General features: G+C 38.6%; 18 protein-coding genes. 12 read left to right on the forward strand and 6 right to left on the reverse strand.

Annotated elements, in window-relative coordinates; genetic code table 11:
* Positions 1-312: 312 nt before the first annotated feature.
* The 6 genes from ACIQZD_RS18320 (at position 313) to ACIQZD_RS18345 (ending at position 6179) form a co-directional block, all read left to right on the forward strand.
* Positions 313-840 (forward strand): DUF4309 domain-containing protein, encoded by a 528-nt coding sequence (locus tag ACIQZD_RS18320; protein ID WP_402905624.1) that lies wholly within the window; start codon positions 313-315, stop codon positions 838-840.
* Positions 841-994: 154 nt separating this feature from the next.
* Positions 995-1438, forward strand: coding sequence for an SRPBCC family protein (locus tag ACIQZD_RS18325; protein WP_402905157.1), 444 nt, complete (start codon positions 995-997; stop codon positions 1436-1438).
* A gap of 169 nt (positions 1439-1607) precedes the next feature.
* Positions 1608-1871: a metal-sensitive transcriptional regulator gene (locus tag ACIQZD_RS18330; protein WP_054395644.1), complete on the forward strand. Its 264-nt coding sequence runs from the start codon at positions 1608-1610 to the stop codon at positions 1869-1871.
* 227 nt (positions 1872-2098) lie between these two features.
* Complete coding sequence (gene cls, locus ACIQZD_RS18335; protein ID WP_402905159.1) at positions 2099-3556, forward strand: cardiolipin synthase; 1458 nt, start codon at positions 2099-2101, stop codon at positions 3554-3556.
* A gap of 434 nt (positions 3557-3990) precedes the next feature.
* Positions 3991-4740, forward strand: coding sequence for a (S)-benzoin forming benzil reductase (locus ACIQZD_RS18340; protein ID WP_402905161.1), 750 nt, complete (start codon positions 3991-3993; stop codon positions 4738-4740).
* Positions 4741-4916: 176 nt separating this feature from the next.
* Positions 4917-6179: a glycosyl hydrolase family 18 protein gene (locus tag ACIQZD_RS18345; RefSeq protein ID WP_402905163.1), complete on the forward strand. Its 1263-nt coding sequence runs from the start codon at positions 4917-4919 to the stop codon at positions 6177-6179.
* Between the two features lie 174 nt (positions 6180-6353).
* Here ACIQZD_RS18345 and ACIQZD_RS18350 read toward each other — a convergent pair whose 3' ends face one another.
* Complete coding sequence (locus ACIQZD_RS18350) at positions 6354-7589, reverse strand: MFS transporter (RefSeq protein ID WP_402905165.1); 1236 nt, start codon at positions 7587-7589, stop codon at positions 6354-6356.
* Between the two features lie 218 nt (positions 7590-7807).
* Between ACIQZD_RS18350 and ACIQZD_RS18355 the strand changes: the two genes are divergently transcribed.
* From ACIQZD_RS18355 to ACIQZD_RS18370, 4 genes are all read left to right on the forward strand, one after another.
* Positions 7808-9523 (forward strand): ABC transporter ATP-binding protein, encoded by a 1716-nt coding sequence (locus ACIQZD_RS18355; protein WP_230302836.1) that lies wholly within the window; start codon positions 7808-7810, stop codon positions 9521-9523.
* A 391-nt stretch (positions 9524-9914) separates the two neighbouring features.
* Positions 9915-11006: a non-hydrolyzing UDP-N-acetylglucosamine 2-epimerase gene (wecB, locus tag ACIQZD_RS18360; RefSeq protein ID WP_402905168.1), complete on the forward strand. Its 1092-nt coding sequence runs from the start codon at positions 9915-9917 to the stop codon at positions 11004-11006.
* Positions 10999-11985: a polysaccharide biosynthesis protein gene (locus ACIQZD_RS18365; protein WP_402905170.1), complete on the forward strand. Its 987-nt coding sequence runs from the start codon at positions 10999-11001 to the stop codon at positions 11983-11985. Before wecB ends, ACIQZD_RS18365 begins: the two co-directional genes overlap by 8 nt.
* A 1-nt stretch (position 11986) precedes the next feature.
* Positions 11987-12835 carry a dTDP-4-dehydrorhamnose reductase family protein gene (locus tag ACIQZD_RS18370; protein WP_402905172.1) on the forward strand — a complete coding sequence of 283 codons (849 nt, stop codon included), beginning with the start codon at positions 11987-11989 and terminating at the stop codon, positions 12833-12835.
* Between the two features lie 578 nt (positions 12836-13413).
* On the opposite strand, the gene ACIQZD_RS18375 is transcribed toward ACIQZD_RS18370, so the two are convergent.
* The 5 genes from ACIQZD_RS18375 to ACIQZD_RS18395 form a co-directional block, all read right to left on the reverse strand.
* Positions 13414-14328, reverse strand: a complete 915-nt coding sequence (locus ACIQZD_RS18375; RefSeq protein WP_402905174.1) for an NAD-dependent epimerase/dehydratase family protein — start codon at positions 14326-14328, stop codon at positions 13414-13416.
* Between the two features lie 145 nt (positions 14329-14473).
* Positions 14474-15697 (reverse strand): glycosyltransferase family 4 protein, encoded by a 1224-nt coding sequence (locus ACIQZD_RS18380; protein ID WP_402905176.1) that lies wholly within the window; start codon positions 15695-15697, stop codon positions 14474-14476.
* 306 nt (positions 15698-16003) lie between these two features.
* Positions 16004-16444 (reverse strand): hypothetical protein, encoded by a 441-nt coding sequence (locus ACIQZD_RS18385; RefSeq protein ID WP_402905178.1) that lies wholly within the window; start codon positions 16442-16444, stop codon positions 16004-16006.
* Positions 16445-16754: 310 nt separating this feature from the next.
* On the reverse strand, positions 16755-16970 hold the full coding sequence (locus ACIQZD_RS18390; RefSeq protein WP_402905180.1) for an SHOCT domain-containing protein: 216 nt from the start codon (positions 16968-16970) through the stop codon (positions 16755-16757).
* A 305-nt stretch (positions 16971-17275) separates the two neighbouring features.
* Complete coding sequence (locus ACIQZD_RS18395; RefSeq protein ID WP_402905182.1) at positions 17276-17371, reverse strand: hypothetical protein; 96 nt, start codon at positions 17369-17371, stop codon at positions 17276-17278.
* A 551-nt stretch (positions 17372-17922) separates the two neighbouring features.
* On the opposite strand from ACIQZD_RS18395, the gene ACIQZD_RS18400 reads away from it, so the two are divergent.
* The gene (locus tag ACIQZD_RS18400) at positions 17923-18831 is read left to right on the forward strand and encodes an NAD-dependent epimerase/dehydratase family protein (protein WP_402905184.1); all 909 of its coding nucleotides are present in this window, start codon (positions 17923-17925) and stop codon (positions 18829-18831) included.
* A gap of 59 nt (positions 18832-18890) precedes the next feature.
* Positions 18891-19601 carry a glycosyltransferase gene (locus ACIQZD_RS18405; RefSeq protein WP_402905186.1) on the forward strand — a complete coding sequence of 237 codons (711 nt, stop codon included), beginning with the start codon at positions 18891-18893 and terminating at the stop codon, positions 19599-19601.
* The last annotated feature ends 3 nt before the right edge of the window (positions 19602-19604 follow it).

Here is a 19604-nt window from a genome sequence, read left to right on the forward strand (position 1 = left end):
ACGCTGTCAACATTTTTTTTGCCCGTTCGGATAAAGAAGGCACCATCAAGTTAACTGCCTAAGTCTTTTTTAGGACCAGTTTTATATCAGGAGATTTACATTAAAAAATGTGGCTCACTTGAAGCGGCTTAATCCGTATTAATATTACTTTTAAAGATTTTTTTTTGAACGGATGGTATGTGTCCAAAGTTCCGTTGAATATTAATGGTAAAGGTAAAACCAAATGGAATGGCAATTTTTCAGTTTTTTTAAGATATTTAATCTAATTTAATCAGTCATTTCCAGGTGGAAAAGGAGGATACTTTGAAAGAAGTGAATCGTTTTATCCGAAGCGTTACATTTCTAATGCTCGCATTTCTCATGTTTAGTGGGCAGGCTGCATTTGCTTCATCAGATCCAATATCATCGCAAACCACGCCAGACCTTTTGATTAGGCAGATCATGGGTTTAGCCTACGAATCCCAACAATCCATTAGCAGTGGACCATTTTCTGTAGGTGATTCGTTGAAGAAAGTGGAGAAAGCCTGGGGTTCACCGGAAGATTTAAGTACCGTTGCAGCCAATTGCTGGAGCCGTAATGTCCGATTCATCTATGACGGTTCAACAGGCAGAAAGACGATTACCGCCATTGATGATTTTGATCCGGAATTGCAAACCATCCATTTATCCATGCTGAAGGAATTGATTGGTGAACCAGTAAGTGAAGTGGAGCAAGAAGGGATGTACTATGTCACTTATACCGATTACGCAAATTATAAAGTGGTCTTCGTGTTTGAAAGCGCCTGGATTAACCCAGATCCAAGATTGAATATGTATACGGTTGAATTTGCGTCAGATTAATAAGTCAAAAAAGAATCGTCCCTATATTGCAGAGGGGCGATTCTTTGCTACCACCGGGAGAATTTTGTTTAAGAATCTAATCTTACCGTTCTATTCATTATTGTTCAGCCATACATTAAAAAGATGTAAGTAGAATGATTAAGGGGGATTTGCTTTGTCAGAAGGTGTACATAGTATCATTTTACCTGTTTCAATAAAAACAGTATGGGGATTTGTCAGTGTCATTGACCGTTGGGCACCTCTTGTCCCAGGATATATCAATCATGAGATGATAAATGAGGAAACACTTATTTGGGAGTTTAAAAGCGATTTGGGATTAATGAAGAAGAAAATTAAACTTGAAGTGAATATATTAGAATGGATTGAACCTGATAAGGTAACATTTAAACTTAAGGGATTAAATGAAAAATTTGATGGGCATGGCTATTTTTTAGCGGAACAGTACGGATTTGGACAGGCTAAAATGACTGGCTGCCTGTCGATTACGGCAAAAGGTGCCAAAGCCCCAATAGTCAATGCTTTGTTAAAAACCTACGTTCCCCAAATGACGATCGAGTTTTCTGAGGCAGTTGCACAAAGTCTCCTTGTACAAAAATAGAAATTACATATTGGAGCTTATTATTGGATATTGGCACTTGACAATTATACCTTAGTGGTATGTATTATAAATTGTAATATTCTTTATAAAGCCTTTGTTCAACTGAATGGGTTTTGTAATGGATGTCTAGATACGATTCATAAGTAATAGGCAGGGTAGGAGGCCTCACATGGAGTATGATAAGCAGGTTAAAAATAGAGTGAAGCGAATTGAAGGACAGCTTCGTGGGATATTGAAGATGATGGAGGAAAACAAAGATTGCAGAGATGTAGTAACGCAGTTATCTGCCACTAGATCTGCAATCGATAGGACAATTGGGGTAATAGTAAGTTCCAATCTTGTAGAATGCGTCCGCGAGGCTAATGAATCCGGAGAAAAGAATCCCGAAGAGCTAGTTAAAGAAGCTGTGAATTTATTAGTGAAAAGCCGGTAAGCAATTATATTATTGTTAATTGGAATTTTTAGGACAATGATTATAAGACAACCTGACCAATCTGAGAAATTTCAGTGTCCGGGGTGGATGTATTTTTTTAAATGGGCCTCTACAGGAAGAGGTCCATTTTTGTGAATTCTCTGTTTTCATTTCTGATAAGCAAATCCTTTGATATAAAGAATTTGCATGGTATCCTTAAAGGGATAAAAATTGAGTGAGGGTATGCTATGGAATTTACGCATGTTACATCGGTTTTGCTCGGCCTCGTCATCATTCTAAATATTTTATTTGCCACGATTGTCATATTTTTTGAAAGAAGGGAAGCGAGCACGACCTGGGCTTGGTTATTGGTGTTATATTTTCTGCCTGTAGCCGGTTTTATTTTATATCTCCTTTTCGGAACAAGTTTAAGGCACGCACACTTATTCCAATGGGAGGACAAGAAGAAGATCGGGATTGAAGAAATCCTTGATAAACAGATGGAAGAGCTTTCAACGGATCATTTCCCTTTTCGAAATGCTTCTTCAAGTAATTATCGTGATTTGATTTATATGCATCTCCGGAATAATGATGCCGTGCTTACTGAAGATAATCAAGTCGATATTTTTACGGAAGGGAAAAATAAGTTTGACCAGCTTTTTAAAGATATTGAAGCGGCCGAAAACCATATACATATACAATATTACATCATTCAAAGGGACGGCCTGGGTAAACGATTCATTGAAGCTTTGACTAAAAAAGCGAATGAAGGCGTCAAAGTTCGGCTGTTATATGACGAGCTGGGTTCCAGAGGGATGACTCAACGTTTCTTCAGGGAATTTAGGCAGGCTGGAGGACGAGTGGAGGCATTCTTTCCATCCAAATTAAAATTTATAAATTTACGCCTGAATTTCCGTAACCATCGAAAGCTCGTCATCATAGATGGGAAAATTGGGTATGTTGGAGGCTTTAATGTTGGAGATGAGTATTTAGGGCTTAATCCAAAATTCGGTTTTTGGCGTGATACACACCTTCGGATAAAGGGATCGGCTGTCAAAGCCATTCAAACCCGTTTCATCCTGGATTGGAATCAGGCATCAAAGCACCATGATATAACGTATCAGCCTCATTATTTCCCTATTGTAAAGCCTCAAGGAAATATAGATTTGCAAATAGTGACAAGTGGGCCGGATTCTGAATGGGAACAAATTAAAAATGGCTATATTAAATTAATTTCTTCAGCAAAAAAATCGATTCTCATTCAAACACCTTACTTCATACCGGATGCAAGTTTATTGGATGCACTCAGGATTGCCAGCTTATCAGGGTTAGATGTGAAAATCATGATTCCGAATAAACCTGATCACCTTTTCGTTTATTGGGCAACAACTTTCAATGCAGGGCAGTTATTAAGAGCGGGAGCTAAGATATACATCTATGATAACGGTTTTATTCATGCTAAGATGATCGTGGTGGACGAAGAGGTCTCCTCGGTGGGGACAGCTAACATTGATGTCCGTAGTTTTAAATTGAACTTTGAAGTCAATGCCTTCATTTATGATGAAGGAATGGCCGAAACACTGACAAGGATTTTTTATAAGGATGTCGAAGTATGCAGGCAGCTTACAATTGAAGAGTTTGAAAAGCGTTCAAAGTGGATTCGTTTTAAAGAGTCCATTGCAAGGCTGGTATCACCAATATTATAAAGTTTAAACTAAACGGACCATTACTACTTGGTTTGCTCAGGCTGTAGACAAATTCGAGAAATGGAGTTTGCCTGCAGTTTTTTTTATGTTACAGTTGTCCAGAAATCCGCTCCCTTTCAGTTGTAGACAAAATTGTTATTAATTGAGTTTGCAAAAATCGTTGATTACCTCTCTAGGCACTCGCTTTTCCCGCAGGAGTCTCGCACCTTCCGTTCCCATCAACTTTGCTTTAATTTAGATGGAACTTCTTTAGTCTACAAACTCAAAAATTGAGGCTGTCTACAATTTTAAAACAAGTACGGAGCTTGATATCATAATACAGTAAAAAACCATAGAGTATAACTATGTCTTATATTAAAATCATGGTTTGTGGTGAGCCACTTCCGAACTCGATTTTGGTACAATAGTTTATATCCATAAAAGGGGGAAAAGCCGTGAAAACGTTTATAATCACAGGAGCTTCAAAAGGTTTAGGTGCTGCCATCGCCAAAGGATGTTTGCATACGAGTGATCATTGCATTTTAGTTTCCCGTACAGCCAATACTGAAATGCAGCGGCTGGCTGACCGATCAGGGAAGAAACTTACATTTATTTCGATGGACTTGAATGAAACTGAAAAGTTACCTTCCTTAGTCAATGAAATTCTTGCTGCTGTCGATGATACAAGTGACATTTGCTTCATTAATAATGCAGGCGTTATTGAACCGATAAAGCCGGTAGGAAAGCTTGGTATGGTGAATTTGGAAACAAGCATGCGGGTGAATTTCATGGCACCCATCGTATTGGCTGATGAATTCATTAAACAGACAAAGGACTGGAACAGAAAGAAGGTAATGGTGAACATATCATCAGGTGCAGCAAAAAATCCATATCATGGATGGGCAGCCTATTGCAGTACTAAGGCTGGGCTAGAGATGTTTACACGGGTTGCAGGGGTGGAGCAGGATAAAGCGTCTTTCCCTACGTCTCTCATATCTTTTTCACCTGGAGTAATGGATACGGAGATGCAAGGGACAATCCGGTCAGCAGACGAACGGGACTTTTCCGATCGAGACAAATTTCATGAATATAAAGAGAAGGGCATGTTAAGAAGCCCTGAATTTGTGGCAGATAAACTTTTGCAGCTACTTGAATCGGAAGATTTGGAGAATGGGAAGTTCTACGATATTAAGAATTTTCTTTAATGAATGGAAGCATGTGAAACGAAAATAGCGTGGGGTTGTCCCTTTGGACAGCCTCTTTTTTTAGTGATCCTTTATTATATAAAAAAACAGGATAACATCAAGGAAATATGATAATTCGTTCTATCCAATTACCTGAATAACATAAACTTTTTTGGAGGGAGTTTGGAGGGTTATGAATGACGATCATTATTGTGAAAAAAGGTGACAGCCTTTGGGAAATTGCCAGAAAAAATAAAATTGAACCATCGAGGTTAATTGAAGTCAACGGTTTGGAATCAACTGCTTTGGTTCCTGGCCTGGCATTGTATATACCTGATGAAAAAGCGGTGAATCGAAGGTATCTAATTAAAAGTCAGGATACCCTTACTGGAATCGGCAGTCGTTTTGGAACGAGTGCAGCGGCAATCATGGAAGCCAATCCAGGAATCGTTGCAAACTCGCTTAAAGTCGGCACGGAAATTTTAATTCCGTCTCTTTACAAAAATCAATTGATTACGCTGGGGTTTGCCTTTCCTACTTCAGGTGGAACAGTATTTGAAACACTTGAGGAGAATGGTGATAAATTATCATATTTAGCCATTGTAGCTTATTCGTTTACAAGGGAAGGAAATGCTTACGTTGATGGTGATGATCTCCCGCTTATCGCGAAATGCGAGCAAACTGGGGTGAAGCCGCTACTGATGATCCGGAACTTTCAAGATGGTGATTTTGATGCTGATTTGGCGGGTGATGTCCTTGCTAGTACAGTATACAGAGCGAATTTAATCAATAGTATGCTGAATTTCGTTAGGGAGAAAGGGTATGGGGGTGTCAGTATGGACATCGAATTCATTCCACCTGCTCGGCGTTCCGATTATGTGCTTTTTTTAAAAGAATTAAAGGAGGGGTTGAACGAACTGATCCTTCATGTGAACGTACACGCAAAAACAGCGGATAATCCTGAAAATCGAATTGTAGGCGGCCATGATTATCGGGGGATCGGAGAGGCAGCCGACCTTGTTGCCGTGATGACCATTGATTATGGATATCCTACTGGCCCGCCTGAACCCATTTCCCCACTTTGGTGGATGGGCGAGGTTCTTCGTTATGCTTTGACGAATATTCCTGAATATAAATTGCAGTCGGCATTTCCTATGTATGGATACGATTGGGTAGTACCAAGCCACGAGACGAAAGCTTTATCAGCTCAAAATGCCCAAAATCTTGCCATTGCAACTGGCGCTGAAATAACTTTTGACACGTCTGCGGCTTCACCTAACTATGCTTATCAAAGAGAAAATTCGAATCATGTGGTTTGGTTTGAAGATATTCGATCGATAAGCGCAAAGTATGAAATGATTGATGCATATGAACTGATAGGTGCAACTTATTGGCAGATTGGTTTGGAATTCCCTCAGAATTGGGAGTTTATAGATAAGAATATCTGGATTATCAAATAGAATGAGTGTTATATATTTTCCCCCTTCGTTTGGTTGTGCAACGTTTATCAGGGGCAAGCCAATCACACCGAGCAAGATTTTAAAGAGAGACAATATTGTTCGACGGGCCTTAAAAAAAAGGAGCCATGGAAAACCAAGGCTCCTTTACTTTAACGGTTAACCGAATGGAATGCATCATCTAGGAATATTTGATGATTGATTTGGCATCGAATGCTCACGTTTTTTTTCCTGTAAGTCTTTCTTTTTAAAAATTGCATAAAGAAAGGCAAGTATAATCAGGGTGGAAGAAAATTGGAACGTTGTTTTCACACTGTATGTTTCCGTTATATAGCCTAATAGTAAGACAGAGACGGCAAATGTAAGATTGATGACCGCTCCCCAAACGGCATGAATTTTTGCAAGAGTCTTTTCCGAAGCATGGTCTTGGAATAGCTTGGTGTAGATCACTTCCCGGATTTGTTCCGGGAGACCGTACAGGCATGCCAGCAGCAAAGCCAAAGCAGGAATACTGGTAGTTCCAAAAAGCAGGGTTAGCATTGAACTGAGAAATAGCCCGACAGTGATGAAGAATCCTATATGTCTTTCTAGTAACTTGGCAAAACGGATGACGATCAATCCGCTGAATATCATGCCGACAAAGTAGCTTGTGTTAATATATCCCCACCACTCCTCACCTAGTTGCAGGTTCTGTTCTACATATAGATAGATAACGGCAGCCACCCACACGCTTGAAGCTAAAGTAGTTATAAAATCAATGGAAATGAGTGTACGGATAGTTGGGGTTTGGCGAATCACAACCCATCCTGATTTAATAGAACCCCAGTTTGACGGAGCAACAGAGTCCAGCGTTCGTTCTGAGACTTCGATTCTCACTGTATAGATTGTTGAAACGGCAAAAAGCAAGACCGTAAGCCAAATAATGAAACTGCTGTTGGTACTTATCAATAAGACAGAACCTAATGGCCATCCTGCTACAAAGATGGTCTGGGTGATAACATTCAAGAAACCATTCGCTTTCATCCGTTCTTCTTTTGGAACTAATTGAGGAACCAAAGCTGCGCTGACCGGGGCAGCGACTCCATCCAATAATGAAATGGAGGCAATGAAGAAAATGACGGCAACAGAAAAACCATGATTAAAACTTGTTATATAGATTCCGAGGCCAACGAGTAAGATAGTTTTCCACCATTGAGATTGTACAAGGATCCTCTTTAAAGGAAACCTGTCAATGACAAGGGGGGAGAGTAAACTGCTGATAAACCGAAATATCGTTGTAGTGAACGGAAGCAAACTCAAATAAAAAGCAGATCCAGTATATAATAGTGAAATCAACCCGACTACATAAAATATATCCCCTAGATTTGCAAACGCCTGACCGATCCAAAGGCATCGAAACGATGTGTTTTTCATGAATACCATCCTTTTACGAAAATAATGTTCATGGATATTTAGAATGGTTACTTTTTACACTGGATTCACTCCTTAATTTAATAGAATGTATGAGCCGGGTTGGGCTGATTTATATAGATGATTTTACCATAATATGAACATGCGGTTTCTGAAATGCTTGCTGAATGTTGAATATGGAATTATACTCCTTAATATATGTAAAAAAGGAGAAAAATTTGATGATTCGACGTTTTGCTTCATATTACCTGCCGCATAAGCGGTTATTCATTATTGACTTCTTCAGTGCAGTGGTCGTTGCTGTACTTGAACTTGCATTTCCGCTAGCTGTTCAGTGGTTTATAGATACACTGCTGCCTGGCGACGACTGGTCTGCAATTGTTTCGGTAAGTGCAGGTTTGTTCCTCCTTTATATCATTAGTACCTTCTTACAGTTCATCGTAGGGTATTGGGGTCACAAATTGGGTATCAATATCGAGACTGATATGCGTGAAGAATTATTTGAGCATGTGCAGAAACAATCTTTTCGTTTTTTTGATAACACGAAAACTGGCCATATCATGAGCCGCATAACCAATGATCTTTTCGATATTGGTGAACTTGCTCACCATGGTCCCGAGGATTTATTCATTGCCTTCATGACTTTTATAGGCGCATTTTGGATTATGTTGACAATCAATGTGAAATTGGCACTCGTATCGGTTTGTATTTTACCGTTCCTCGTTTTATTAATTGTCATAAGTAATTTAAAGATGAATAAAGCCTGGAAGAAAATGTATACAGAAGTTGCAGATGTAAATGCCCGTGTGGAAGATAGCGTCTCAGGAGTGAGGGTTGTACAATCCTTTACTAATGAAACATATGAAATGAAAAGATTTGCTACTAATAATCGCAGATTCCGTAAAGCGAAACTTCTTGGATATAAGGTTATGTCCTTTAGCTTATCGGGCATTTACATGATGACGAGGTTTATGACCCTTGCCGTGTTGGTGATTGGAGCTTGGCTAACTTTTCATGGGCAGCTCTCTTATGGTGAACTGGTTGCATTCGTCTTATATGTTAACGTATTGTTTAAGCCGATCGACAAAATCAGTGCATTGATGGAACTCTATCCAAAAGGGATGGCCGGCTTTAAGCGTTTTACGGAACTTCTGGATGTCGCGCCTGATGTCGTCGATAAAAAGGATGCAATAGAGGTAACCACCCTTTTAGGGGATATTTCCTTTAAAGATGTTTCTTTTAACTATGAAGACAAAAAGCCAGTTTTAAAAGGTATTGATCTTACAATCAAAGCTGGTGAGACCATTGCTTTTGTCGGGCCTTCAGGAGCTGGGAAAACGACAATATGTTCATTGATCCCAAGATTTTATGATGTTAAGGCCGGTTCAATATCCATTGATGGAATTGATATTCGTGAGATGACGAAAAAGTCATTGCGCTCACAAATTGGCATAGTCCAGCAAGACGTGTTTCTTTTCACTGGAACAGTAAAAGAGAACATTGCGTACGGAATGCTTGATGCATCGGATGAACAAATTCAAGAAGCCGCTAGGAAAGCCCATTTAGAGACTTTCATTGAAGGACTTCCAGAAGGCTATGAGACTCAAATAGGTGAACGGGGCTTGAAATTATCCGGAGGACAGAAACAACGAATTGCAATAGCAAGGATGTTTTTGAAGAATCCGCCAATATTAATACTCGATGAGGCAACCTCTGCACTCGATACTGAGACGGAAAGAATAATTCAGCAGGCTCTTACAGAACTAGCTGAAAACAGAACTACATTGATCATCGCACACCGATTGGCAACCATTCGAAACGCTGACAAAATCGTGGTTGTTACGGAAGAAGGAATTGCTGAAGAGGGCGGTCACGATGACTTACTTAAGCAGGGGGGCATTTTTGCCAATCTGCATCAATTACAATTCCAAAAATGATAAAAAGCTATATGTCCTCACAAGGACATATAGCTTTTTTAATAGGTTGGAGCAATTCAATTTCAAAGGGTAATAAACAAGGGAATTGAAAAATGGATGAAACATTTACCTTTCCCAAAGGAAGATAATGCTTCAGCATTACTTTATATAATTGGGTATTGAGGCAGATGTTCTACCAAAAATGACCTGGAGTTTGTTCCATGTCTTTTTTTATGAAAAAAAGTCTATAAATGGCCCTAGGCCAGGGTCGGAAGTGCAGTTTACAAAGGCGGTTATTTGTTTAAATAGACCGAAATCTAATAGGTTAGCCTATATCAATAGGATTGGCAGTGCATACAATAAAGGGTAGACGGAGAGGCCATATACCAGAAAATAGTAAGGAGTGTAAATCGTGAAAGTAATGACGATCTTAGGGACTCGACCTGAAATCATCAGATTAAGTCTAATAATCAAGAAATTGGATCAGTATGCCGATTCACATATTCTAGTGCACACTGGACAAAATTTCACCTCATCCTTAAGTGAAATATTCTTCCAACAGCTACAGGTTAGAACCCCTGATTATGTCTTGTTGAATCAACAGCAAACCCTCGGCGAGCAGTTAGCAGCCATTTATAAGAATTTAGAAACAATCATATTAAAAGAAAAGCCTGACAAAGTATTAGTGTTGGGGGATACAAACTCTGGGCTCAGCTCCATCTTAGCAGAGCGGATGGGCATCCCCGTCATTCATATGGAAGCAGGGAACCGTTGTTTTGACCTGGAAGTGCCAGAGGAGAAAAATCGAAAGATCATTGATGCTGTATCAAGCCTGAATTTACCTTACACTCCTCAAAGTAAAGAGAATCTTTTGAATGAAGGTATCCCAAGCAAAAGGATATATTTATCGGGAAACCCAATTTACGAGGTTTTGAACCATTACAACAATGAGATCGAGCAAAGTGGAATTTTGGACAAATTGAATTTGAATAAGGAAGATTATTTCCTCGTAACTGCCCATCGAGCCGAAAATGTTGACTATGAAGACCGTTTGATGGAAATTATGAAAGGCATTAATATGGTTGCCGAAACCTATCAAAAGAGAATCATATGCAGCTTACATCCCCGGACAAAATCCCGTATTGAACTCAGTCCCAAATTAGAAGTGCACCCATTAATTGAATTTCATGAGCCATTTGGTTTCTTCGATTTCGTTAAGCTTGAAAAAAGCGCTTTTTGTGTGCTTACAGATAGTGGAACCGTTCAAGAGGAATGCTGCTTGTTCCATGTTCCTGCAGTTACGATACGAAAAACAACGGAAAGGCCTGAAACAATTGAGTCGGGCAGCAATATGTTATCGGGAATTAATGCTAAACAAATCGTCAATTGTGTGAAGATTATGGTTAACCAGCAAAAAGACTGGACTTTTCCAGAAGGCTACGACCATAAAAACGTTTCAGATAAAGTGCTTAAAATAATACTGGGAGGCCATGAAATTGATTAAGAATCGAACAATTTTGGTAACAGGCGGTACAGGCTCATGGGGATATGAATTGGTAAGACAACTACTGGATTTTGAACCTCGTGAAATAAGGATTTTTTCAAGAAATGAGTCCAATCAATTTACAATGAAGCAAGAGTTTGATAATAACCCGAAATTGCAGTTCATAATCGGGGATGTTAAAGAGAAGGAAGCATTATTGGAAGCATGCCAAGGCGTTGATTATATCTTCCACTTGGCAGCTTTAAAGCATGTTCCTGTATGTGAAGATCAACCCATTGAAGCTTTAAAGACGAACGTAATTGGAACACAGAATGTAATAGAGGCAGCTATAAGCTGTAATGTTCATTCTGTAGTGAACATATCTACAGACAAAGCTTCGAATCCATCCAATTTTTATGGTCTATCAAAGGCAATGGCTGAAAGACTGATCATACACGCTAATACATTAAACACAAAAACAAGATTTGTTTGTATCAGGGGCGGAAACGTGCTGGGCACAAATGGAAGTGTCATTCATGTATTCAAAAAGCAAATAAAAGAAAAGGGAAGAATCGGCATAACGGACTTAAATATGACAAGATTCTTTCTAACCATTGAAGAAGCTATTAAATTGGTATTTAAGGCAACCTTTGAAAGCATTGGCGGAGAAATATTCGTGATGAAAATGCCATCTTGTAAAATTATTGACTTAGCTGAAGTGCTGATAGAAGCATCCGGGAAAACAAATGTAGGTGTAGAAGTCCTGGGCATCCGCCCTGGTGAAAAACTCCATGAGATCCTGCTTTCAGAATATGAAAGCACAACGGCCATTGCCTATGACGATGAGTATTATGTCATATTGCCAGCCATTCACATAGATGGGATAAAAGAACATTACTCAAAATACCAGCCGGTTAGTTTAGAAGACTATAACTCTGGCACAGGACTTATGGATAAAGCACAGATTGAGGAAATGTTAAAGAATGGGGGCTTTATTTAACATGAAGGTACTAGTCCTTGGTGGACAAGGGATGGCAGGCCATGTCATAAAGGAGTATTTCACACAGGACCCGAAGTATCAGGTGACCTATACGTCAAGGGATCCGAATGATAAAAAGGGACTATATCTGGATGTAACCGATGTAACGAGTTTAGAGGAAATCATGGATAAAGTTAAACCTGACATTACGATTAATTGTATCGGCATTTTAAATGAGCATGCTAGTGATAATACGAAACTCGCTTTTCAGGTTAATAGTGTTTTTCCCCATCAGCTCGTTAAATTGACTGAACGCAATAATGGAAGATTGATTCATATCAGTACAGATTGTGTATTTTCAGGGACAAAAGGAGATTATACTGAGGATGATGTACCCGACAGTTCCACGATTTATGGCCAATCAAAACATTTGGGAGAAATCATCAGTGAAAAACATTTGACTATACGAACCTCCATAATAGGCCCTGAACTAAAAGAAAATGGTATTGGTTTATTGCTTTGGTTCATGAAGCAAAAGGGAGAAATAAAAGGATACGAAAAAGTGCTCTGGAATGGTGTAACGACTCTTGAGCTTGCTAAGGCACTGGACACGATGATCCAAAAGAACATTACTGGGTTATATCATTTAGGCTCAGAGGAGAAAATCTCAAAGTTTGCCTTATTAAAATTGATTTCTGAAATCTTTGAGAAAAATGATTTGGAAATTATTCCGGATTCATTTATTAATTTAGATCGAACCATTAAAAATACAAGAAATGATTTTCAATACAAACTGCCTACTTACGAAGAAATGTTGGTGGAATTAAGAGATTGGATGAAGAAAAAGGAAGAAAACAAGTCGATTGGTTGAATGGTGTAATCCATTCGTCGACCAAAAAACTAGATTTCGTACAGGCTGAAAATGGTCATGTTATGTAAAGATCTCTTCGTGTAGGAAACTTCGCATCGCTTTGGATGAGAACAGTTTGATCCAAACAATGTAAAAAGTTTACTATCCGAGGGGTCTTTTTCTTTAAAACAAAAATGTAAAGTTGATATTATATAGAGCCGAGGGGAATATAAGTAACGAAAGTCGTTGAGTTTTTTGAGTGTAAAGGTGAAACGTTTTTTCTTTATGAAAGCGCTATCATTTTGTTGAGGATTAATAAATAGAGTAATACTTTAGAAATAGTTTAACTTATGAATACTATACGAAGGATTTTAAGAAAACATCGTTTTCTATGGAATCCTTTTTATAAACGGTCCAGAAAATGATCACTAATATTCTCCCGAAAATTTAGGTTTTCGGGAGAAATGATAGATTGAAAACGTAACCTTTTTTAGCGCGTCTTTAATTTTGAATGTAGCAGCGGTATGAGGTGTAAAGGTAGAGATACATACACGATGTGGTAGCGGTTTTAAAGGGGAGCATGGGGGATATCATTGTAACTACTTCTTACTCGAGAAGGAATAGGTTTCGGATAACCCTTTGAAAATATCAGTCTTTGGATACCAATTCAGCGATTGCCGTGCTTTCCTGTTATCAAGGCAGCTGTGTTTGATATCTCCTGTTCTTGCGGCTGAATGGAGTGTACTCACTTTTGAACCATGAATTTGTGTTAGCATTTCCAATAGTTGATTTACTGATGTTTTCTGTGCAGTGCTGACCTGGATCGTTTCTTGATTACCACGATTCACCGAAGCGATGTTAGCATGCACTATATCTTTCACATATATAAAATCACGAGTTTGTTCACCATCACCGTGAATGCTTAAAGGAATCCCTTTTTTGAGTTTTTCCAAAAAGACTGCGACGACTCCGCCTTCACCTTTTGCTGTTTGTCTCGGCCCATAAACGTTTCCATAACGGAGAATCGTATAGGGGAGCCCATATAACTGATGAAACAGGCGGATATAAGATTCGGCAGTCAGTTTTGATAAACCATAATATGAAATGGGTCCTGTCGGGTCATCTTCTGCAATCAGTTCTTTCTGTAAATTGCCATAAACTCCTGAGGTTGAAGAAAAGATCAGTTTACTTACAGAAGATTCATGACAAGCCCGAAGAATATTAATTGTTCCATTAATGTTCACATCAGCATCATATTGGGGTTCAAGTATGGAACGGCTCACATCAGCTTGTGCAGCCAAATGGAAAACGACATCCGGCTTTTCCCTCGCGATGATTTGGACAGCTGCCTCACTGCATATATCTTCAGTATGGATGATGGCATTTGGATGTACATATTCTTTGTGTCCGGATATCATGTTATCCAATACATGTACCTCGGCACCATTTAAGATAAGTTCTTCAACGAGATGGGAACCGATGAACCCAGCTCCTCCTGTCACGATAGCCTTCATGCATCATACTCCTTTTTATGTTTTTAGTATTGTATGTTATTCGGTCAATAATGGCTTAAACAGGTACCTAGCATTGCCAAAAAAGAAAGGAAAAAGGAAAGAAGTGCTGACGCAATAAGTGGTCAGCACTTCTTTCCTGTAGACATCATTTATTTCTCTTTTTGCAAAGTGCATTTTCATATACACCTAGCACCTTTTGAACGGCTTTATCGGGTGACCAATGTTCCAGCCCCCATTTTTGGGCATTTAAACCAAGGGTTTTCATATAGGACTCATTCTCCAATAAATAATTGATATGCATGGTTAACATCTGTTCATCCCCCGCAGGTGATAATACACCTGTAATTCCATGTTCGATGATTTCTGGTACTCCTCCCACATCACTGGCAATGACTGCTTTTCCGGAAATTTGCGCTTCTATTACAGACAACGGCTGATTTTCCATCAATGTTGGAAGAACGAAGATATCCGAAAGAGATAATAAATAAGGAACATCATCCCGCCTTCCCATAAAGATTACATCACTTTCCAAGCCCTCCGCTTTGCTTTTGTTTTTCAACTCCAATTCTTTGGGACCATCCCCAACAATCCAGCAAACCCAATCATCTCTTGTTCTTTTTAATTCCGAGAGTGCGCCTATCAAATGATGCACACCTTTATACTCATTCAGGCGACCTGTATAGATAATCACTTTCTTATCAGTTGGGCGTTGGATGTCGGTTATTTCATTCATTCGTTTAAGGAAGGATTCAGTTTCGTAACCATAGTGGTACACTTTAAGTTGTTTTGCAGGTACGTGAAACTCCCTCGTTAAAGTATTCTTCATCCATTCATTTGCCACGATTGTAATTTCAGCAGACGTAGCCCCGTCAAATTCGAGTTTATCAAAATATCCGCAGGCTAGGTTTGATGTTGGGGTTTTATGAACGTGGGTGACATAATGCTTCATCTCATGAGCAACGCAGCCATGAAGGGTTGCGACTAATGCTGTCGTTTTGGGTTTTATCCGATTTATGCAAACTGTTGAAAAAACATCTTGTGTATGAATTAAATCATATTTTTCCAATCCTAAATTTCGAACACCTAACTCATAAAAATAACAAAGAAGCTCATAATATTTGACCACTGGGTCTGCATATTTAGATGAGTAGTTTTGTTCTAATAATTTTGCTGTACTTAGAGGAATCAGTTTATCTTTTTCTATCCTTCGATTTTCATTAATAATGTGAACATATTTATAGCCTTCCCCATAACCTAATAAGTCGACCTCATGTCCAAAAGAATCAAGCTTTTCTTTTAATTGCTGCATATAGTTCCATACGCCACCCACATGTGGAGTCATCCAAAAAGTGGCAAGTAGTATTTTCATGAATATATCTCCCATCCGTTAGTACTTAGAAATTAATCATTCCAAATTCGTTTTTATATAAGTATTCAGGAGATAAACTTATGTTATAGACGGGTGTCTTCTTATTCCAATATTCCTGATAGGCAAAATCCTGGAAATAGCTTTTATTTCTGTTTTCAAGTGATATGTATATTTTCAACTGGAAATAAACAGTGAGCACTTTTTGAAACTGTTGTGCTCACTGCTTAATTCTAATTACTGTTTTCTTAAGAATGACCAGACATATTTGGTGAATATTTTGGCTTGATATCCTTTTAACGTACGTAATTAGTCGGAGAATGCAGCCACGTTAAAACTTTCAGGGCCTGTACGAGTTGGTGCAATTGGTATCCCGCCAGGTATACTAATAAACGCTTGATAAACCAAAGACCCTGGATTAGGTGGTCTATAGTCAGCACCGTTTACAGTGATTATATTTCTAGATGCAACTAATAAGGCGCCTGCAGCTGGTGCTGTTTCTATAGCTGAATATACAAGAACACGTCCTGGTCCTACGCCTCTGTAAATTTGGATGGTGACGGGGACTATTACAGCAGCTAAAGAGCTAAGGGCAACAGTAGCCGTGAATTGAACACGAAGGTTAGGTCCAGCACCTGATGTGTTTAGGCCCAATGTCCCGAAAAGCGCGGGAGTGGAGGACACTGGAATGGCAATTCCTCCACTTAAACTAATGTTCTGCGAAATCTGAGCGTCTAAAAATTTTCCCATAATTAACACCTCTTTCTGAAGGGATACCTCAGTATATTAATGTTTTATGTTTTTGTAGTGGACAAGTTATCAATTTATTTTAAAAAAGATTAAATTTTTTCAATTATATTATTTAATAGTCTTGTATTTACTAAATTTCCCATGAATTGTAATCAGCCCATAATCACTCCAAATCCTGATTAGCGGGATGCATATCATACGATAAAGGGCATTCCATCAAAAATACTAAATCTGCCCGGCAGGGTTAGAGTAAATGAATACGAGTAGTTTCATGGTGCTTATTAGTATGCAAACAATAGAAATCAGATTCTCATGAGTTTAATAGCTTTTGTTTTTCGATTAGAAATTCTTCTTCAGTAAGGTAGCCTTGTTCTTTCAAACTAGCTAACTTCTTATAATCCTCAACATTATTGGAATTATTTATCAGTACTGAATTAAACAATACCAATATTTGATTTGTGCCTGTGCGATCAAGTACCCGATATCCTTGTCTAGCTTTTGTCGCTATTCCTTCATCATTTGGCATACAGTAGCCATTAACTTCGCAACTACCATCATCTCTAACTAACAGTTTCCCTAATAGTCCTATGGCAAACCCATTCAGGTCGGCTACTGCGAGGTTGATATTCGAGGGTAGCATTCCATTCAGGATTTAATACTGGCCTAAGTTCTGTCAGTTTCGGCACGACTCTTTACCCCCAGTGTCTAATACAGAAGGAATTATGGTTTTTTTATACAAAATTTCACCCCATTCTGTAGTCAAGTACTTGTGTTTCCATCGAAGCTCCCCGCTATCTGCTAAGAAGGCAGGTTTTGTGAAATTCCCAGTATTTAGTCATCTTGACCATTTGCTATAAGAACTTTATTTTCTGACAGCGTAACGAAGTATCCGAAATCGATAGGATTCCCATCTGTTGTTTCGAACATTTCCGCATAATCTGCCGCCGGGGTGGTTACGGTTCCGTCAATTTTTCACATTACCATTTCTTAAAATTTTGGCAGCCAAACCCGGCGTTAGGGCATTAATGCCATTTGCCAGATACTAAGAATACGGTAGCTCGTTTGTTTTCGTTATTATTGTATGCATCAACAACATATCGAGACTGACTAAACATTCACATTGGGACTAATGTGATCCATTTGAGTGGAAAATTATCCTTTAACGATATTTTAATAATTAATAAATCAGCAGAATTTGCCCTTTTGTTAATAGAAGGAGAGAGTAGCCCATAGCAATAAAGGGGTTTAAACATAGTGTAATAAAGAGACTGTGTTTATGATTACAATGGATTCGTAAATAACTGCTAATGGTGATTTTAGAACTATAACGTTTTGATGTGTTACGAGCGACTTTCATGCTGACCAAGTGTGTCAGATGAATACCATTATATCCGGGAGCCTTTTTTTAATGAATATCCGGATAACCTTGAGTTAATTAAAGCGGTTATTAATATCAATAATGATTGGATGAGAAATCAATGAATCAAAAAGGGAAATTAATGATCACGGGGGCTAGTGGGTTTACAGGACGGCATGCATGCGCACACTTCCTGAAATCAGGATTTGATATTACGGCGGTTTCAAGAAAGAAGATGAATTTCGAAGGTAAGATACATGCAGAATGCTGTGATCTGACAAATGGAAACGATGTAAACAACCTCATAAAAAGGACCAAACCTCAGTACCTTCTTCATTTAGCCGGACAAAACCACGTTGGGGAGTCATGGTCGGAACCCGTATCGACACTGGAGGCAAATACCATGTCCACTGCATATTTAATTGATGCAATTCGCAAAGAAAATCCGACCTGTAAAATGGTGATAGTTGGCTCAGCTCTTCAAATTGATCCTGGTTCGATCTCTTCCATTCCCCATCCTTATAGTTTAAGTAAAACACTTCAAGTACTTATAGCACATTCATGGGCGGTTTTATATGACATGGACATCATCATTGCAAAACCATCCAATCTAATTGGACCTGGATTATCCAATGGGGTTTGTTCCATTTTTGCAAAAAAAATTGTAGAGATGGAAAAGAAGGGAACGGATAAGGTTCTAGAGGTCGATAATCCGAAAGTCCAACGTGATTTTCTGGATGTAAGAGATGCAGTGAGAGCTTATGACCTTCTTTTGAGAAGGGGGCAGCCTGGTGAAACGTATGATGTTGCTTCAGGTTATAATCGTTCTTTAGAAGAAATCATAGAAGGCTATAGGTCGGTAACAAAAGGTGATATCAAGATCAATTCACAACGAAAAGATTTAATCAAAAATAATTCGGCAATCGATCCTATTAAGCTAGTGAATTTAGGATGGAAGCCAAATATCCCACTTGAATCATCTTTAATGGACATCCTTGCCTTTCATCGTGAATTAATGGAAAAGTGCTGAAATCAATTGTAGGCAGTTGGAAAAATACTTTATGTAGAATGTTTTAAGGAGGGTAGGCAATGGAGCCGAAAGTATCAATCATTATTCCATTTTATAATTGTTCCTATATAGATCAAGCCATTCAAAGTGCGCTTGATCAAACATATAAGAATATAGAGGTCATTGTCGTCGATGACGGTTCGACAATTTTTACAGAAAAAATCGAGCCGTTCCTGGAGCAAATCCGTTATTTAAGAAAAGAGAACGGGGGAACTGCTACGGCATTGAATCATGGGATACGTGCTGCTACGGGGGAATATATCGCATGGTTAAGCTCGGATGATTATTTTCTGCCTGAAAAGATTTCTAAACAAATATCTTTTATGATTAGCCATCAAGCAGAAGCAAGTTTTACAAATTATGATTGTATTGATAACAAAGACCAATTGTTAATTCCTTGGAATGGAAAACGCTTTACAGACATAAAGGAAGTGTATCATACTTTTTTACTTTATAATGCAATAAATGGTTGTACTGTTATTATAAAGAAAGTCATTTTTGAGAAAGTCGGTTACTTTAATTCTTATCATCGCTATACACATGATTATGAAATGTGGCTTAGGCTATTAGTAAACGGCTATAAGATATATTATCTAGATGAAGTCTTAACGAAATTCAGACAGCATGAGGAATCGGGTACAAGCAGATTCCAGCCTGAAATGTTAAAAGATATTCTTACGATTGAAACCCATTACCGGCCAATTCTTAGAAAAATTGTGGAGAATTTATAGCAC

Source organism: Peribacillus sp. NPDC096447 (assembly GCF_044762725.1).
In the GTDB taxonomy this organism is placed as follows: domain Bacteria; phylum Bacillota; class Bacilli; order Bacillales; family DSM-1321; genus Peribacillus.